Annotated in this window: 17 protein-coding genes; 12 read left to right on the top strand and 5 right to left on the bottom strand. The window is 36.6% G+C overall.

Annotated features, from left to right (window positions below; genetic code table 11):
- The first annotated feature begins 6 nt into the window (after positions 1–6).
- Positions 7–477 carry a universal stress protein gene (locus ACEPSS_RS04070; protein WP_395317650.1) on the top strand — a complete coding sequence of 157 codons (471 nt, stop codon included), beginning with the start codon at positions 7–9 and terminating at the stop codon, positions 475–477.
- Positions 478–581: 104 nt separating this feature from the next.
- Here the strand turns inward: ACEPSS_RS04070 and ACEPSS_RS04065 are convergent, their stop codons facing one another.
- The 4 genes from ACEPSS_RS04065 to ACEPSS_RS04050 all read right to left on the bottom strand — a co-directional run bounded on the left by ACEPSS_RS04065 (position 582) and on the right by ACEPSS_RS04050 (position 5,903).
- Entirely contained in the window at positions 582–2,126 is a 1,545-nt protein-coding gene (locus tag ACEPSS_RS04065; RefSeq protein WP_395317648.1) for an ATP-binding cassette domain-containing protein, read from the bottom strand.
- Positions 2,119–3,555 (bottom strand): ABC transporter transmembrane domain-containing protein, encoded by a 1,437-nt coding sequence (locus ACEPSS_RS04060; RefSeq protein WP_395317646.1) that lies wholly within the window; start codon positions 3,553–3,555, stop codon positions 2,119–2,121. Before ACEPSS_RS04060 ends, ACEPSS_RS04065 begins: the two co-directional genes overlap by 8 nt.
- Positions 3,556–3,743: 188 nt before the next feature.
- Positions 3,744–4,913, bottom strand: coding sequence for a hypothetical protein (locus ACEPSS_RS04055; RefSeq protein WP_395320421.1), 1,170 nt, complete (start codon positions 4,911–4,913; stop codon positions 3,744–3,746).
- Between the two features lie 15 nt (positions 4,914–4,928).
- Positions 4,929–5,903 (bottom strand): asparaginase, encoded by a 975-nt coding sequence (locus tag ACEPSS_RS04050; protein ID WP_395320419.1) that lies wholly within the window; start codon positions 5,901–5,903, stop codon positions 4,929–4,931.
- Positions 5,904–6,035: 132 nt separating this feature from the next.
- Here ACEPSS_RS04050 and ACEPSS_RS04045 point away from each other — a divergent pair, with 132 nt between their 5' ends.
- From ACEPSS_RS04045 to ACEPSS_RS04010, 8 genes are all read left to right on the top strand, one after another.
- The gene (locus tag ACEPSS_RS04045) at positions 6,036–6,407 is read left to right on the top strand and encodes a hypothetical protein (protein WP_395320418.1); all 372 of its coding nucleotides are present in this window, start codon (positions 6,036–6,038) and stop codon (positions 6,405–6,407) included.
- A 56-nt stretch (positions 6,408–6,463) separates the two neighbouring features.
- Positions 6,464–6,805 (top strand): hypothetical protein, encoded by a 342-nt coding sequence (locus ACEPSS_RS04040; RefSeq protein ID WP_395320416.1) that lies wholly within the window; start codon positions 6,464–6,466, stop codon positions 6,803–6,805.
- A 58-nt stretch (positions 6,806–6,863) separates the two neighbouring features.
- Entirely contained in the window at positions 6,864–9,218 is a 2,355-nt protein-coding gene (locus tag ACEPSS_RS04035) for an ATP-dependent DNA helicase (RefSeq protein WP_395320488.1), read from the top strand.
- Positions 9,219–9,292: 74 nt separating this feature from the next.
- On the top strand, positions 9,293–9,742 hold the full coding sequence (locus ACEPSS_RS04030; RefSeq protein WP_395320414.1) for a Fur family transcriptional regulator: 450 nt from the start codon (positions 9,293–9,295) through the stop codon (positions 9,740–9,742).
- A gap of 65 nt (positions 9,743–9,807) precedes the next feature.
- Positions 9,808–10,944: a DUF3290 family protein gene (locus ACEPSS_RS04025; RefSeq protein ID WP_395320413.1), complete on the top strand. Its 1,137-nt coding sequence runs from the start codon at positions 9,808–9,810 to the stop codon at positions 10,942–10,944.
- A gap of 142 nt (positions 10,945–11,086) precedes the next feature.
- Positions 11,087–11,779: a VIT1/CCC1 transporter family protein gene (locus ACEPSS_RS04020; RefSeq protein ID WP_395320411.1), complete on the top strand. Its 693-nt coding sequence runs from the start codon at positions 11,087–11,089 to the stop codon at positions 11,777–11,779.
- Positions 11,780–11,791: 12 nt separating this feature from the next.
- Positions 11,792–12,493 (top strand): VIT1/CCC1 transporter family protein, encoded by a 702-nt coding sequence (locus tag ACEPSS_RS04015; protein ID WP_395320409.1) that lies wholly within the window; start codon positions 11,792–11,794, stop codon positions 12,491–12,493.
- Positions 12,494–12,593: 100 nt separating this feature from the next.
- Positions 12,594–14,513 carry a M13 family metallopeptidase gene (locus ACEPSS_RS04010; RefSeq protein WP_395320407.1) on the top strand — a complete coding sequence of 640 codons (1,920 nt, stop codon included), beginning with the start codon at positions 12,594–12,596 and terminating at the stop codon, positions 14,511–14,513.
- 42 nt (positions 14,514–14,555) lie between these two features.
- Here ACEPSS_RS04010 and ACEPSS_RS04005 read toward each other — a convergent pair whose 3' ends face one another.
- Positions 14,556–15,473, bottom strand: coding sequence for an alpha/beta hydrolase (locus tag ACEPSS_RS04005; RefSeq protein ID WP_395320405.1), 918 nt, complete (start codon positions 15,471–15,473; stop codon positions 14,556–14,558).
- Positions 15,474–15,615: 142 nt separating this feature from the next.
- On the opposite strand from ACEPSS_RS04005, the gene ACEPSS_RS04000 reads away from it, so the two are divergent.
- The 3 genes from ACEPSS_RS04000 (at position 15,616) to map (ending at position 18,023) form a co-directional block, all read left to right on the top strand.
- The gene (locus tag ACEPSS_RS04000) at positions 15,616–16,131 is read left to right on the top strand and encodes a hypothetical protein (protein WP_395320403.1); all 516 of its coding nucleotides are present in this window, start codon (positions 15,616–15,618) and stop codon (positions 16,129–16,131) included.
- 163 nt (positions 16,132–16,294) lie between these two features.
- Positions 16,295–17,140 carry a DegV family protein gene (locus ACEPSS_RS03995; protein WP_395320401.1) on the top strand — a complete coding sequence of 282 codons (846 nt, stop codon included), beginning with the start codon at positions 16,295–16,297 and terminating at the stop codon, positions 17,138–17,140.
- Positions 17,141–17,225: 85 nt separating this feature from the next.
- Positions 17,226–18,023, top strand: a complete 798-nt coding sequence (map, locus tag ACEPSS_RS03990; RefSeq protein WP_395320399.1) for a type I methionyl aminopeptidase — start codon at positions 17,226–17,228, stop codon at positions 18,021–18,023.
- Positions 18,024–18,052: the final 29 nt, after the last annotated feature.

Raw genomic sequence — 18,052 nt, 5'->3', positions numbered from 1 at the left:
AACATTATGTACAACGAATATAAAAGAATTTTAGTCCCCGTCGATGGCTCTAAGTATGCCGAAGCTGCTTTAAATAAAGCAGTTGAAGTTGCCATTCGTAATGAAGGACGACTTGATATCCTCAGCGTCATTAATACCACTTCCTTTGGGTTTACCTATGGAGTACTCAGTGGAGATGCCATTACCCAGATGGTCGATGGTGAACTTGCTTATCTCAAAGGCTTAGTTAAGCAAATTACCACCAAAACTGGATTTAAAAATATTCACATGCACGTCCGGTTCGGTAATCCTCGTAACGTGATTACTTACGACTTTACTAAAGATTATGCCACCGACTTAATTATGATGGGTGCCACTGGTAAAAACGCTACTGAACGACTTTTAGTTGGTTCAGTAGCTAGCTACGTTAATAGTCACGCCAGTTGTGACGTGATGATTGTCAGAACAAACCTTAAGAATCAACCACTAACTGATTAAATAAAATAAACTCTCATTAAAAAGCAGCTAGTTTCCGAAATTAATCGGAAGCTAGCTGCTTTTGTTGTACTTAATTAGGTATCAATCCTTATAATACCCATAAATTAATTTTTCTCATATATAAAATAATCTGAAAAAAACATATTTTTATCTATTTTAATTTTTTTAGGCAAATTATGTGAAACTATAATAATTATTTTATTTTTGAAAACAGCAGACACATTTTCCCAAATTTTATCAAATGTTTTATTATCTAAAGCACTGAATGATTCATCAAAAATAATAAAATCAGGTGGTGTTGGATCAATCATTAATCTCGCAATCTCAATTAACTGTGCTTCTCCACCAGAAATTTTGTTTTCATCAACTAAGTCATCTAATCTTAGTAATATGTTTTTAGAAAAACCATAATTTTTTAATTTTTCAATCAATTTCCCTTTACTAATGTTTTTACCTAAAAGAATATTATTCATGATAGTATCATTAAAAATAATTGGCTTTGATGTACTTAACCAAACATTGATATTTTCTTTTTTTAATTGCTTGGTTAATATGTTTAAAGTGGTACTTTTTCCTGCGCCTACGCTCCCTTTTAAAAGATACGTTTTTCCGTATTCTAAAGAAAATTTCTTATTTATGCTAAATTTTCCTAATTTACCATAATTTATATTTATTCGATTATTAGATAAATTAATTTTTGTTTGATAACTTAAATCTTCAAAATTTGAGTTATCAACTTCGCTAATATTATTAATTTGTGGCAAGATACTAAACAACGATAATATTATTTGAATTAAAAGTGTTATGGAGGGCAGTAACCATATGCTAATTTCATATGTTGCAACAAGCGTTCCTATGTTATTAATATTTAAAATAAAATAACCAATAAAAAAAATTTCAAATATAATTAATTTTTTTAAACAATCTATTGTAAATAAAATTTTCTGTTCTTGATAAACTAATTTCTTTTGCAATTCGGTTCCCTTAGTATTAGTTTTTTTTAAATCAGTTATCAATTTACCCTTAACATTGCTATTTATTAAAATTTTTTCTTTAATTTGATCTATAAATGTTGATTGATTGTTTTGTATAATTTTTACATTATTTAAATTTTTTTCTGTATCAGCATATTTTTTATAAAAAGGAGACAATAAAATCACACCGATTAAAATGGTTATAATAAAAACCAAACCTAATGAAATACTACTTTTTAAAATCATTACAATTCCAAACAAATTGGTTCCTAATATCCAAATAATACTACCGATATTTCTAAAATAAAATTTTGAGACATTAGGAATTTCACTTGATAAAATATGAAGTATTTTACTTTTTTCATGTTTGTTTACTCCAAAAAATATTGAATTATAAGCAATTTGTCCTGCTAATATCTTGCTATTATTTAACATATATGAAGAAAGTTTTAAATCAATATTTATCAAAAAATTTGTAAAAAATGGAATTACCGCCACAAGAATCGAAATTAAAATTAGGCTCATTATATTCTTTGAAGGTAATGTATTATCAATTATTATTTTTATTAAATATGCCGGTAATAATAATACGAAAGCTCTAATCAACGTAATATTAATTATAAATATGATTTTAAAAAAATTAGTTTTAGTTATATTAAAGCTAAATCTAATCATTATTCACCTCAATTTCTCTAGTTATCTCCCTATCATTAACTATAGGATTACTTAAATGAGTAATTTCAATAATTGTTTTATTATTAAAAAATTTCATAAAATAATCATTTAAAACTTGCTTTAGATTATCATCAATATTAGCGCCTATTTCATCTAATAAGATAATATCAGCGTTAAAAACGGACTGTCTTATTACGTTTAATAACATCTTTTGACCAGTTGATAAACCACCGTTACTTGAAATAACATGATTTAATTCTGGTAAAAAATATAATAATTCATCAAATTTACCACTGTTAAGATCATTCCTTAATAGGTTTTCCCTAATTGTCCCTGGAAAAACAATTACATCTTGAGGAACATACATAATAATCTTATTTTCATCACTATTAAAAAAAATACTATTTAGTATAGTACTTTTGCCAATCCCTGATGGGCCCTTTAAAATTACATATTCACTATTATCAATCCTTTTAAGATAGTCGTTTTTGATTTTATTGATTTTTTTTATATTAGTTTTTTTATATTCCTGTATTTTATTAATAGAAACCATTGCTTCTTGGGCAGCAGTAATAATATTCATTGAATTTTTAAAAGGTGCACTAAACATACTTAAATAAGCAAATATGGTAACGAATTCACCCATAGTTATTAAGCCATTCATTTGTAAAAAACCACCATATAAAATTACAACTGCTGGCCCTAAAGAATCAATTGTTCTAGGTAAAATTTTCGAATTATTCTTTAAAATTTCTGTCAACAGTATCATTTTATTCATTTTTTTATATAAAATGATAAATTTATTTAAAATAAAAGTTTTATAACTTATTTGGTATAGTTTTTCTTGGTTTTCAATCAAATCAGAGGTTGTTAATTTCAAATCAATTTTTGTTTTTCTTAATTCATTTTGTGAATTGTATTGTTTTTTTATCAATCCGCGAAATGGAACTAAATAAAAAAAATATATAAAAATTAGTATTAATGTTAATGATTTGGAGATTATAAAAATTTGAGTTATAGCAACAAAAAAACAAATAATTTGAGTTAATAAAATTGGAATATCATAGGTAGTAAAATCTTGAATATTATCTAAATCATCATTAATTAATGAAATAAATTCTCCAGGTTTTTCATTTTTTAATCTGTCCCATGTAGCATCTTCCCATATATCAATAATTGTATTTCTAGTATTGCTTATAATATCAACAACTGTTAAATTTATGATATTTTTACCAATCCTATTGTTAAATAATGAAATTAACATTAAACCAAATAATAATAAACCTATAAAAATATAACTACTAGTATGGCCTATACAATCTATTAGTTTACCAATCAAAAAAGGTATCGCAGATTCGGAAATTGATGCAGTTATTAAGAATATTGATCCTAAAGATAACTTTATAATCTCTTTTTTTGTAAATTTCATCAATTAATTTCTCCATCTGGCTAATTGTGATAAGTCTTTTTAAGGACTATATATTTGTTTTCTATTCTTTCCAAAAGATCATAATCTAAAATGATTTTCATAATTATTCGTTCATTGTAATTTTAGTTATTATAATTCAAAAGGGATTGAACCTCCAGAAGATTCAATCCCTTTTCTAAATATATTTTTTAATCCATTCCCATAATGCGTTTTTTCGCCAAAAAGGCATCTAAATAATCAAACGCAATTTCATCAATATCACTAACCGTTAGTTCAATCAGTTGCGGAGCGTTCGGCTTATCTTTTGATAAGTACCGAACCGAGACCGTTCCTTTCTCAAACTTAAAGGGAACGCCAAAATAAGTCTCCCCTTCATTTGATTTAATCCGCAAAAATCGCTTGAATTTAATTGCTTGATTAACCACTGCGGCAAACATATCGACCGTACTATCAAAGCTCCGTTCGTTGTTTAAAAGCGGCTGTAAAAAGGTATCACGTGCCATATTTAAAGCCACAAAGTGATTAATTAACCGCAAATAGTCACTTTTGATTTCGAGATGACTGATTTCAGTTAGCCGAATTAATTCATAGCCCCCAAATTGACCATTCATATCGACCACGGCGAACACCACCGAGTCAGCGTTAACTGCCCGAACTTGGCCAATGAAAAATAGTTCCGGATTAATTTTGGGAATCATAATGATCCGACGACCACTTTCTTTGGCTCGATGTAAGGCCGCAAAAATTTCTAAACTGCCGGTAATATCCTGGGACTCAATGTGATTTGTCATCAAGAGCTTCTTCGATTTTGCTAATAAGTTTAATTCCTGGCCTAAAAATTCAATCAGTTTGATTTGATGAAGGGACATATTTTGATGACTAACCTCGCTACTATCAAATTTATCAAACGTGGTTAATTCGACTTGCTCATCAGAAAGTGAAGTCACAAAGCCTTCCATCATGTCCCCATTTTCTTTGATTAACAAGATTGGTTGTTGATACACCAAGGAATTTCCTAAGACCTGCACTAGTAAAGCAACTTTATCGTTTAAATTTAATTCGGGTTGATCAGCTGAAATTAAATGCAAGGCATGCGCCATTTTAATCCGTTCATCCATTTTAGTTAAATCTTCACTGTAAAAATCCACATCAAAAATGTCATCATAGTCGATGTAAACAAAGCCATTACTAAGACCATCTTCCGTATAGGTACTCAAAATTGTTCCATTTTGGTCAACGCCCATCACCATTCCAGTATAAAAAATTGATGATCCCGTTTGAATGACGTTAACTAGGGTATGATGTTCAATTGAATACCGCAAATTTTTAATAATTTGTGTTCTTTGTGAATATTCCAATCCTAACCTCGATTTCTAAGAAATTGCATTAGCCATATAATTTTCGAGCTCTTGCCCTTTTTTGCCACAACTAAGGGCTACAATTAATTTCATCCGTGCTTTAGGACCATTTAACTGGGTACAGAAAATCAATCCCATGTCCTTTAATTCAATTCCTCCACCTTGATAAGCATAAATTGCTTGGGCAGAGCCACTAAAGCACCGAGAAACTAATACAACCGGAATGTGGCGTTCAAGTAAAGCTTTAACTGCTGGTAAAGTGGCTGCTGGTAAATTTCCAGCTCCCATTGCTTCAATCACGACCCCTTTAGTCTGATCATTATTCAACGCTTCAAATAACTCACCGGTCATGCCTGCATAGGCTTTTAACAAGTAAACATGTTTCACGACCTGATTAATCGCTGTGTATTCACTTCCAATTAACTGTTGGGCAAAAATCACTTGATCATGATCGACCGTTCCTAAAGTTCCGTAAATTGGATCTTTAAATGTATCGACACTGGTTGTATGGGTTTTGGTAACAAACCGAGCCGCATAAATTCCAGTATTGAAAACTACTAGAACTCCCTTATTTTTAGCTTCATCAGCAGCAGCAACTTGAATCGCTGATTTAAAGTTAAATACTCCATCCGCTCCAATTTCGTTGGACGACCGCATGGCACCGGTTACCACGACTGGAATAGTATTAGGTAACGTCAAATCTAAAAAGTACGCTGTTTCTTCTAAAGTATCAGTTCCGTGAGTGACCACCACGCCATCAATGCCATCCGCAATCGCTTGTTTAATTCGTTCGGTAACTTTAAGCATCGTCGTGGGCGTCATGTGGGGCGAAGGTAAATTCATTAATTCATCATTAATGACGTTAATTTCGGGTAATCCTAAAATATCATTATTATCAATTGGATTTTCTTCATTTTGGACAACTCCACCCTTTTCGTCTTGTGACATGGAGATGGTTCCACCAGTGTGAATTGCTAAAATATTTTTCATGTTAATGTGCTCCTAATCGTTCATAATGTTTACCCTTAATCTTACCACATCGCTTAATTGCTCGTTGCTAATCTGTGTAATTATTTTCTTTTAAAGGCGTTATCTTTTATAATTAAATGAAGGAGATTCAACATGAAAGATACCGACCGATTTTATCAACCCACGAATTCCAAAGACGCAATGCGGAAAATCCAAAAGTTATTCAACCAGTATTGTCAGGCTCAGTTGACCAACGAACTCCTCCAATACCACTTTAAGTTACTTAACCAAGTTAAAACGAACGTCTTACCCGTTGCTAAAACAGAAAATGTCCCCGAACGGATTCAAGCAGCACAAAGAATTATTACGACCATGGAAAGCTGGTTACAAATTCGGTTAGCGGGAAAAGATTATCCTGGTCACATGAAACATTTTCGATATGTTTCTGATCACGCAACTTTACGTTACAAACGTCATGAAATTAAAGTTAAAGGCAACCAAAATTTACGCAGTAGTCAGCATTAGCAACACATTTTCAATTTCGGCCCATCTAGGCTAAGATAGAAGCGAGGTGAAAAATCATGGCAAACAAAAAAATCGAAAAACAAGCACGGCAAAACATTATTATTGATATGAATGATTTTTTAATTACTTATGCTAAATCCATTTTGGGACCAGTTCCAGATCTTGCTCAACAAATATATGCAGAGGGTAAAAATGATGTAACTGGACTCGACCAACTCTTTAACGATGCTGGTTATGGTCGCAAACAAAAATACCAAGCAATTGCTCAAGGATTTGTGTGCGACTTTTATCATACTGCCCCTGAAGATACCCAAGCAGAGGTTGATAAACTAGTCCACGAAGCAATGCGTTATCTTGGTAAACATCCTGAAAAACTTAATCAGTGGGTGGAAGCATAAAAGTAACTGGGAAACGGTTGCTTTTTTTGTTTGGTTAAACATAGAAAGAAGGTGAACCCTGATGAATAAGATTGGTGTCCGTGATTTAGTCGGCTTTATTTTGCGAAGTGGCGATTTGAACTCCACCATGAATAGTACCAATACCGCTCAAGCGGGAACGAGAATTCACCAAAAGCTGCAACGAAAACGCCCCGAAGATTATCAAGCCGAATACTATCTCGCTACTAACGAAAAGCTCAACGGTCATGAGTTTACGGTGGATGGCCGTGCAGACGGTGTGATTATGCACGAACAAACGGCCGAAATTGAAGAAATTAAGACTTCCGATTTAGAGTTTGCCACTTTGCCGCAAAACAAACTGACTTTGTACTGGGGACAGGCCAAAGTTTATGCCCATTTATTAATGCAAGCTAATCCTGAGATTACAGAAGTTAACTTGAAATTAACGTACGTCCAAACTCCCAATGAAGTCATTACCACTACGGAACAGACGATTACCCAGACTGAGGCCGCGGAATTCTTTACGGATATATTGGACGAATACGAGGAATGGATTAAATTACAAGATGATTTGACGCACGAAAAAGTTAGCTCCGCCCAGCAAGTGCAATTTCCCTTTGGTAACTATCGGAAAGGCCAACGGGAATTAGCCGCGGTTGTGTATAAGTCAGTTTTATACCATAAGCATTTGTTTGCTGAAGCTCCGACGGGAACGGGAAAAACAATTTCCACCCTGTTTCCCGTGATTAAAGCCATGGGCGCCCAACTTACGGAACGGGTCTTCTATCTAACTGCCAAACAATCTACCCGCCGCGTGGCTGAAGAAGCCATTTCGCTGATGAGTAAGACTGGGTTAAATCTACACAGCATTACCTTGACCGCTAAAGATAAAATCAAATTCCCCGAAGAAGCGGACCTTGCTCCCGAAGAAAATCCCTATATGCTTGGTTACTATGATCGAGTGAAGCCCGCATTAAAGGATCTCTTGACCCATGAACATCAAATTACCCGACCGACGATTGAGAAATATGCCCGAAAATACACGCTGGATCCCTTTGAATTTTCGTTAGATACCAGCATGTTTTGCGATGTCATTATTGGCGATTATAACTATCTTTTTGATCCACGGGTGCACCTCACCCGGTACTTTGAAGTCGAAAATCCGGATAACTTTTTCTTAATCGATGAAGCCCATAACCTCGTTGATCGGTCCCGGGATATGTATTCAACGGACTTAACTTCTGCTCCCATCAAAAACCTAATTAAAATTTTTAGCGTTAACAAAGAAGAAAATAAAGCCATTTTAACTAAATTACGGAGTTTAAAGCGCGCTTTCACCGCCATTGCGAAACCGTTACGCGAGCAGCACCAAACGCAAGCCGAATTTTTAGAAGAAAACGAAAAATTTACGAAGGCCGTTAGTAATTTAATTAAAGTCCTACGCAAATGGCTCGCCAAAGCAGAACCATCGCCAAACACAGAGACGGTGTTAGATTACTTTTTTCAATGCACTAGTTATCTCAAAATCAGTGAATTTTTTGGACCAAACTACCGCCTGCGCGTTTTACTGGATGACTATGGCATCACGGTTCGCTTATTTTGCATGGATCCGAGCCCTTTTATCGCCGACACCTTGAACTTAGGTGGCGGAGCAATCTTATTTTCGGCCACCCTCTCACCGATGGATTATTACCAATCTGTATTAGGTGATGAAACGGATAGTCTTAAATATCAATTAGACTCCCCGTTTGATCCCCAAAAGCAGGGCATTTTGGTGACTTCTTACATTGATACCCGTTATCGGCAACGTGACCAAAGCATTCCCAAAATTGTCGATTCCATCAAAGCGTTAATTGATGGGAAACGGGGCAACTATTTAGTGTTCACTCCTTCTAATCAATACTTAGAAACCATTTACACCGCGTTTGCCGAAAAATATCCCGATGTTCACTTAGTTAAACAAGCCCCAGCGATGGACGATGACGCACGCAACCAATTTTTGCAAGCCTTTGAGCAACCGACGACTGATCCAGTTTTAGGGTTTGCGTTGCTCGGTGGCATTTTTTCAGAAGGAATTGATTTAGTCGGTGATAAACTAATTGGCGTGGGGATTGTGAGTGTCGGATTACCCGGCTTAAATCATGAAACGGATTTAATTCGGGACTACTTTGACGAAAAAAATGGGCATGGCTTTGAGTATGCTTACCAAATTCCCGGATTGAATAACGTCTTTCAAGCTGCGGGCCGCTTAATTCGTGGCACCAGTGACCGGGGGATTATTTTATTGATGGATAATCGCTTTATTGCCAACCGATACCATGACTTTTTCCCAAAATCGTGGTATAGTAATACCATAGTGCACAATTTAAATGAGCTAAATGATTCAATTCATCATTTTTGGCGGGCACCTTAGTCAAGTAACAAATTGTGTTTAACTTATTTATTAAATTTCAAATTAACCATTATATTCAAGAAACGAGGCATTCCATGACTGATAAACGTTATGACGGTGCAATGGAACGTTTAAAAGAAAACAACGTTCGCATTACCCCACAAAGACAAATAATTTTAAAATACTTAATTGAAAATGATAACCATCCAACTGTAGAAACTATTTTCCACGTGTTAGATAAGACATTTCCTAACTTAAGTATGGCAACGGTTTACAATAACTTACGACTTTTCAAAAAGTTGAATTTAATTATTGAATTACCAAGTGTTGACGGTGGCTATCGGTATGATTTTTATGATCATCCCCACTTACACGCTGCTTGTGACATCTGCAATAAGATCATCGACATTGATGATCCAGAATTTGCTGAAATTGAAAAAACTTTAAAAGATAAAACGCGAGCAGTCGGTTTCAAACCCACTGTTTCAAGTATTTCAATTCATGGGATTTGTAAAGAATGTCAAGAAAAGTTAGCTAACCAATAAAAATTTCCCACGACCAACCCTCGTGGGTTTTTTATTGCAATTTTTTATCCTGAAGGAGCCACAGCATGAATTTATACTCATTACAATACATCGAACATAGCTTTAATTTAACGACGTATTTTTACACGATTTTAACTGCAGTAATCGCTTTAATTATGTTGGTCAGTGGGATTTTTTATTACCGCAACCAAAATAATCCCCGCTTTCGGACTTTATTTATTTTAGTTTCCATGATTGGGGCCTTAATCATTGCGATGCAAGCCGGTCGTTTAATCGATCAACAAAATTCCGATAGCAAAACCGGACAAACCGTCCAACTAATTAAAAAAGTAGCTAAGGATCACCATATTTCCCCTGATGAAGTTTATGCCAGTGGAACTACCCTATCAGATGGAATGACTTTACAAATCGGAAAAAAATACTACACCGTCAACTTCAACAGCGATCAATCTAGTTACTCATTAACGAAAGCCAACTTAGTTAATGAACCAAAACAAGTTAAGTCCGCTGACTTTAACCTAGCTGGCTCAGGTGGTGCAGCGGGAACGATGGACTACTGGGATATCGCTTTGAAATTTATGGTCGGTTTGATTACGATTGTCCTACAAATTAATTTATCCGGAAAAGGTAACTTAGCCCCTTCCAATGCCATTGATCAGGTCCAAAATTATATTTTAGGGGGAATTATTGGGGGAACGATTTATAACTCCCAAATCACTAACCTCCAATTTATCGTCATCATGTTAATTTGGTCCGTGATTGTGTTTGCCATTAAATTCTTAACTTCCCAAAACAGCACTTTGAATAAGCTGATTAACGGTAGCCCCCAAGTCCTTATCTCCAAAGGAATGGTAAATGTCCGGCGGGCGCTTAAAAATGGAGTAACGGCGAGTGAGCTAACTTTCAAACTCCGAACTCACGGGGTTAATGATCTAAAAGATGTCCAAAATGCGACTTTGGAACAAAACGGCCAGCTCACCGTCAACACTTACGGCGATGATTCAGTCCGTTATCCGTTAATTTCAGATGGCCAACTAAACCCTTCTGCTTTGAAACGCGAAGGAATTACCGAGGCTCAATTAGTTGACATGTTGAAAGAAAGACATACCAGCATTGCAAACGTCTATTTAGCCCAAATGAATGATCATAAATTGGAAATTGTCAGATACCCTTCGAAGAATCGAATTTTTGATAAAAAATAAACCCAATTAAGTCCTGTAGTCATCACGATTATGGGGCTTTATTTTGGCCATTAGTTAAATTTAGTATTTACTACAATTAAATTTTAAGGTAAAATAATAACATATTCTAAATTAGAATAATTACAAATAAGGAGTTTCGATTATGAAAAAGAAAAAAATGTCACTAGCCCAAAAAATTAACGTTTTACGAGCTAGTGTAATGGGTGCCAATGATGGAATTTTATCAATTGCTGGAATCGTTTTAGGGGTTGCCGGGGCCTCGACCAGTAACTGGGCCATCTTGGTTTCTGGTTTAGCCGGGATGTTAGCCGGAAGTGTTTCCATGGCAATGGGTGAATACGTTTCCGTTAATAGTCAAAAAGACTCAGAACGCAAAGCCGTTGCTACCGAAAAACAAGCCTTGGCCGATAATTACCAAAAAGAGTTTGATTTCGTACAACAAAAATACATGGCCACTGGAATGGCCAAAGCGTTAGCGCACAAAGCCACCACTGAAATGATGACTAACGACCCCCTCACTACGGCCGTACGGGAACGTTATTCATTTGATCCTAGTAAATTTACTAGTCCTTACGCAGCTGCATTTGCTTCTTTAATTTCCTTTCCGTTAGGATCATTACTTCCCTTGATTTCGATTTTTGTGGGTCCTAAGAGTATGCACATTGCGACGACCTTCATCGCCGTGATTATTGCTTTAGCCATTACCGGTTACCTAGCTGCGATTTTAAGTAAAGCCAACAAGACCCACTCCGTATTGCGAAACGTTATTTCTGGAATTGTGACCATGTCAGTTACATACTCAGTCGGAGTATTAGTCGGAATGTTAGCAGGTTAGGAGGAATAAATCATGAAATTATTTAAAAAGCACCATAAATTAACCATGGATGAACGGTTAAACAACCTACGGGCTGGAGTTCTAGGATCAAACGATGGAATTTTAACCGTTGTTGGTGTGCTATTCTCCGTTGGGGTAGCTACCACCGATATTTATACCATTTTCATTGCCGGTTTAGCTGATTTGCTAGCCTGTGCCTTTTCAATGGCGGGAGGCGAATATGCCTCAGTTAGTTCACAACGTGATACTGAAGAGTCAGCCGTTCGTGAAGAAGAAAAACTACTTGATGTTAATTTCAAAGGTGAACGCCAAGACGTCATTGACTATTACATGGAACGGGGAATTTCAGAAACTACTGCTGATGAAATCGCTGATGATTTATTAAGCAAAAACCCCCTTCAAACCATGGTATCCGTGAAGTATGATATGGAAATTGGTCATTACATGAGTCCTTGGTCAGCAGCTTTTTCTTCATTAATATCAGCTGCTTTAGGTGGATCGCTTCCCCTTTTAGCCATGACATTGCTTCCAACCGAATTCAAGTGGACAGGGACCATTATTGCCGTTGTGATTGCTGTGGCTTTAACTGGTTACTTTAGTGCCATCTTAGGTAAAGGAATTGTTAAAACTGCAATAATTCGAAACGTAATTGTTGGAATTTTAACGATGTTCATTCACTATTTCGTAGGGATTATTTTCGGACATTTCTTTTAAACTCTTAAAACCAATTAAATTCATCAATTAGCTACGTCAAAGTTACTTTGGCGTAGTTTTTTTGTTACTATTAATAACAATCACGAAAGGAATTGATACTATGACAAAAACTGATTTTCCCATTGATAAAAATGAAATTAAACAAAATATTTATAACGCGGTCAACGGCGCGTGGATTAAACAAGCTACCATCCCCGGTGATCATTCATCCGTTGGTGGTTTCATGGATTTAGTTGATGATATCGACAAAACCTTAATGCATGATTCGGCTGCTTTAGCCGCGGGCTCTCTCCCAGCTAAAACTCCTGAATTAGTTGAGTACACTAAATTCTACAAAATGGCCGAAGACTTTGACCGGCGGAATGCGGAAGGTGCACAACCCCTTCTTCCTCTAATTGAACGAATTCAAAATCTGAATGATTACAGTGACTTGAATGATCAACTTCCTGATTGGATATTAAGTGGCTTACCCACTCCCTTTAATTTTGATATTGATCCGGATATGAAAAATGCCAAATTGAATGCTTTATTTGCTGGGAGTCCCGCCCTCTTCATGCCTGACAAAACTTACTATGAAAACGGTAATCCTGCTTACGCCCAGTTAATGCCCATTTTTACTGACATGAACGTGAAACTCTTAGAAATGGTTGGTTACGACCACACTGATGCAGTAGCAACCGTGGAAAAAGCCAAACAATTTGATCAATTAATTGTGCCAAACGTGAAATCAGCAGAAGAATCGGCTGATTATAGCAAGATGTACAATCCCCAAACAACGGATGAATTAGCCCGTTCTACCACAGCGGTAAACTTAAAAGCCGCTATTAATCAACTAGTTGGTGAAGTGCCTAATAAAGTAATCGTCACCGAACCAAACTATTTTGCCCACTTAGCTGAACTCTTGACCCCTGAAAACTTCGATTTGATGAAAGCCTGGATGATTGTCAAAACTGTAAAAGGTTACAGCTCATTACTTAGTGAGGATTTCCGCCAAGTTGGTGGGACTTATAGTCGGGCTTTATCTGGGAAAAAAGAAGCAACTAGCCCTACGAAAGCAGCTTATTACTTAGCTTCTGGAACCTTTGATCAAGTCGTTGGTGATTACTATGGCCACCAATACTTTGGAGAACAAGCCAAAGCCGATGTTCATCATATGGTCGAAAATATGATTAACGTTTACAAAAATCGCTTAGAAAACAATGACTGGTTAAGCCCCGAAACTAAACAAATGGCCGTTAAAAAACTAGCAACCCTTGGGATTCAAGTCGGTTACCCCGATGAAGTTGATCCCCTTTACCGTAAATTCCACGTTGAGGAAAAACTATCATTATTAGCTAACGTGATGAAGTTTAACAAAATTGCCACGCAAGCTGCCTTTGCCAAGTGGAACCAACCCGTGGAACGAGAACGTTGGGAAATGAGCGCTGCCACGGTGAACGCTTATTACCATCCTTTCAAAAACATCATTGTCTTCCCCGCCGCTATTTTACAAGCACCATTTTATAGCTTAGAACAAAGCTCAAGTGCTAATTATGGTGGAGTTGGAGCAGTGATTGCCCACGAAATTTCGCACGCCTTTGATAATAACGGTTCATTATTTGATGAATTTGGAAACCTCAATAATTGGTGGACCAAAGCCGATCATGAACATTTCCAAAAATTAGCTGATCAAATGATCGCTGAATTTAATGACCTTCCCTTTGCTGGTGGGAAAGTGAACGGTAAATTAACCGTTTCAGAAAACATTGCCGATGCCGGTGGCCTTAGTTGTGCCGAAGCCGCCGCTAAAAACGAGGCAGATGTGGACTTAGCAGAATTCTTCATTAACTGGTCCAGAATTTGGCGAATGAAGGCAACCCCTGAATACCAACAACTCTTACTTTCAATTGACGTGCATGCTCCTGCTCCCTTACGAGCATCCGTTCAAGTTAAAAATTTAGATGATTTTTACACTACTTTTAACGTTACCGACCAAGATGCGATGTATCTTGCCCCAGAAAAACGAGTAAAAATCTGGTAAACAAAAAATTCCCCATCCGCTTTGGATGAGGAATTTTTTTGTTTAATCATTAAATAAGAATCGGTTAACTAAGCGTTCTGCAATTTGATTATCTAAGATATTCGAATGTAGAGCATAAGGACCAGTTAAACGAAGTGATTGGTAATTATCAGCTTTAACCAGCTTTTTAAGAGCCGTGGCCGATTGTTCACTCACACGTCCGTCTGATTTATCAGCGGCATTTAACACCCCGTAGATATTAAGCACCTTGGTGTTTTCGTCCAATTTACTTGATTTCTTTTTTAAATCGGCATAACTAGGGAAGCGGCTATTGACAATTTGTTGGCTATTAAGGGCTTGATGATTATCCGGATGAACGGAACCATTGCCAGGGGTTGATCCTGGGGTAGGATGTGGGATACCAGGAGTTGGGTTCGCATGGCGATCTGGCATCACTCCTTGATAAGGACCGGCAATTGAAATAAAGTGACTCAACTGCATTTTGTTTTTCTTAGTCCCGTAAGTAACTGCATTATCATAAACAGCTAAAGCTCCCGCACCAAATCCAATTGCATCATAATCACGATAACCATATTTATGATGCAAATGAGCTAAAATTTCTTGTAATTTGGCAGACTGTTCCTTAGTGGTATTAGTGTGACCACTGTAACTAACTTCAATAATTGGTTGTTTCGCCCGCTTAACGTTTTTGTTAGCGAGGTACTTAATTGTCCCGTCATCATAAACGTCAACGTGCATCGCCACTGAGCCACCTGATCGACTAGTCGTCGTCACTAGATGTTGGGCCGCACTTGAGGTCTTATTTTGGTCAGAAACAAAAATAATTGGTTGCTGAGAGTTATCAACTTTAGGCCCACTTTCAACGCCCACGCCAAATTGAATGTATACAAATCCAACAAACACTGCTAAGATTCCGACAATTAGGACAAACAAATCTTTTTTATTAAATACTTTACTCACTTAATTATCACCTTTTTACGTTTATTTTAAGAACTTCGTCAGCTTCTATCATAACATATTTGGATTTTCTGTCAGGGACGGTTGCAATTCCACGGCAAAACCGTTTTAATAAGGTTATTAGATAACTAAAGGAGTTTTAATTGTGGAAAAATTTACGATACTGTGTGCTTTTGTGGCCGATTGGCTTTTATTCATCTTCCCGCTTTATCAAGGAAAAATGGAGCTGATGGAGTCAAATTCGGTCTTTGCTAAATACCAAAGTAGTGCGGGAAAGCGGAAAAATTTACCGTTCTTCTACTGGATATTTCCACCTTTACTTTTCCACTACTATAAAAAGAATGCTCATCAACAACTCGTTAAACTAGCTTCAAACAAACAAGACTTAAAAAGTTTCTACAGTTTTTACAATAAGGGATTAGCTTGGTACTTCGTTTCCTATGCTGGTTTCTTGCATGCGATTGCTTCTAGTTATGAGCTGTTGGAAAAGTTTGACTTAGAGGAATTGGCCACGTTGGGGACGTTTTTAATTTGTCTCTGCTGTTTCTTTGCCGGTAACTATTACGTTGATTATCTCTGTAGTAAAAAACGCCACCACCGCTTTATCAAAGGCATGGCTAAAACCCTAATTTCAGATAAAATTACGAAAAAAGAAGACTAGCGCTTCTTTTTTATTTTACACATTTTTAAATCTGTAACCTTTTACACCTCCATTAAATCCCCACAACATCCCCTTCTGAATTTGATTTCCTGAAAGTGCCCATTTAAGCCCGTTTAATTTATATAATTAAGCTAATTAAGTTTATGTCACTAAGGAGAAAAAGATGATTCATATCGTAACTGATACCACGACCCAATTAACTGCTTCTGAAATTAAAAAACACCACATTCAGCTCGTTTCCCTCCAAGTACTGTTTGAAGGGCAGACCTATAAAGACCAAGTTGACATGAGTTCTCAGGAATTTTCGAACATTTTAGAGACTAAAGCCGAATTTCCGACCACCAGTCAACCCAGTATGGGTGATTTTGTAAAAACTTACCAGGATATTATTGATGCTGATCCTGATGCACAAATCATTTCAATCCACATCGCCGGAGTTTTAAGCGGAACTAGTAGTACCGCAGCGGTGGCTGCCCAACAGTTTGACCACCAAATTGCGACCATCAATAGTACTTCTGCTGCTCGAGGAACGGCCTACTTAGTTTTAAAAGCCGCCCAACTAGCTGAAGCCGGAGCTGATTTTGCCACCATCGTCCAACGCGTTAACCAATTAGCTAATAGCACTAAACTATACCTTTTCATTAATAATTTAGATTATTTAGTGAAAGGTGGCCGAGCTAGTAAAGCGGCTGGGTTTATTTCTTCCATCATTAAATTAAAACCGGTCATTACCTTGGAAAACGATGAATTACAATTCAAGTACAAGTGTCGGGGAAAAAAGCAACAACGGAAAATTGAAAACCAAATTGTGGCCGAGATTATCGCCAATCCTAAAGTTAAAGACGTTGGCTTGCCCTTTGTTGATGATGATCGCGAAGTGCGGGAAATTGCTGCAGAAATTCTAGAAGCTCGCCCGGACATTAACACAGTCATTAGTTATGTCAGTCCTTCCTTAATGCCCCATGCAGGTCCCGCTGGATTTGCAATTATTTATAATGATCAGTTCTAACTAAACGTTTCGGGGGTCGTTCTTTCCTAAATAGTGGTATATTAGACATATAGGATTCAAATCATTATTAAAGGAGAACACACACTTGATTACATTAAAATCAGATCGTGAAATTAAAAAAATGGCTGAATCTGGCGCAATTTTAGCTGGAGTTCACCAAGGATTACGGAAACTCATCAAACCAGGGATTGATACTTGGGAAATTGAAGAATTTGCTGATAAATACATTACCGAACATGGAGCTACCCCTTCTGAAAAAGGCTTTGATGGCTACAAATTTGGAACTTGTATTTCGATTAACGACGAAGTTGCTCACGGAATTCCTCGGAAGGGCTTAAAACTAAAAAAAGGTGACTTAGTCAAAGTTGACATGTGTGTTAACAAAGACGGCTTTGAAAGTGACTCTTGTTGGACTTATGCCGTTGGTGAAGTTAGTCCTGAAGCCAAGCGCTTAATGGAAGTTACTAAGACTGCCCTTTACAAAGGAATTGACCAAGCCCAAGTTGGTAACCGAATTGGTGACATTGGAGCTGCCATTCAAGCCTATGTCGAAGACGAAAACGGGATGGGTGATGTGCGTGATTTAATTGGTCACGGAATTCAACCTTCCATTCATGAAGATCCAGCTGTGCCAGCTTATGGAGAAAAAGGTCAAGGACTTCGGTTACGTCCCGGCATGACGATTACGATTGAACCAATGGTGACGTTGGGTACTTGGGAAATTAAAGATCGTTATGATGCTAAAGATGATTGGACTTACTATGTAACTGCTGATGGTTCACTTTCAGCCCAATATGAACATACGTTAGTAATTACTAATGATGGTCCTAAGATTTTAACCTCCCAAGATCCTGACATTGATGCTAAATACTTACTAAAATAAACCAAACGAAAAACCCGATGAATTTTAAA

This window comes from Fructilactobacillus frigidiflavus (assembly GCF_044054575.1).
GTDB lineage: Bacteria > Bacillota > Bacilli > Lactobacillales > Lactobacillaceae > Fructilactobacillus > Fructilactobacillus frigidiflavus.
Note: the sequence above shows the minus strand (reverse complement) of the source record. Positions and strands in the feature narration are given on the sequence as shown.

Excerpts from the sequence above, each read along its gene's own strand:
- ACEPSS_RS04070 (WP_395317650.1), top strand. The coding sequence starts at position 7 with ATGTACAACGAATATAAAAGAATTTTAGTCCCCGTCGATGGCTCTAAG.
- ACEPSS_RS04065 (WP_395317648.1), bottom strand. The coding sequence starts at position 2,126 with ATGATTAGATTTAGCTTTAATATAACTAAAACTAATTTTTTTAAAATC.
- ACEPSS_RS04060 (WP_395317646.1), bottom strand. The coding sequence starts at position 3,555 with ATGAAATTTACAAAAAAAGAGATTATAAAGTTATCTTTAGGATCAATA.
- ACEPSS_RS04050 (WP_395320419.1), bottom strand. The coding sequence starts at position 5,903 with ATGAAAAATATTTTAGCAATTCACACTGGTGGAACCATCTCCATGTCA.
- ACEPSS_RS04045 (WP_395320418.1), top strand. The coding sequence starts at position 6,036 with ATGAAAGATACCGACCGATTTTATCAACCCACGAATTCCAAAGACGCA.
- ACEPSS_RS04040 (WP_395320416.1), top strand. The coding sequence starts at position 6,464 with ATGGCAAACAAAAAAATCGAAAAACAAGCACGGCAAAACATTATTATT.
- ACEPSS_RS04030 (WP_395320414.1), top strand. The coding sequence starts at position 9,293 with ATGACTGATAAACGTTATGACGGTGCAATGGAACGTTTAAAAGAAAAC.
- ACEPSS_RS04025 (WP_395320413.1), top strand. The coding sequence starts at position 9,808 with ATGAATTTATACTCATTACAATACATCGAACATAGCTTTAATTTAACG.
- ACEPSS_RS04020 (WP_395320411.1), top strand. The coding sequence starts at position 11,087 with ATGAAAAAGAAAAAAATGTCACTAGCCCAAAAAATTAACGTTTTACGA.
- ACEPSS_RS04015 (WP_395320409.1), top strand. The coding sequence starts at position 11,792 with ATGAAATTATTTAAAAAGCACCATAAATTAACCATGGATGAACGGTTA.
- ACEPSS_RS04010 (WP_395320407.1), top strand. The coding sequence starts at position 12,594 with ATGACAAAAACTGATTTTCCCATTGATAAAAATGAAATTAAACAAAAT.
- ACEPSS_RS03995 (WP_395320401.1), top strand. The coding sequence starts at position 16,295 with ATGATTCATATCGTAACTGATACCACGACCCAATTAACTGCTTCTGAA.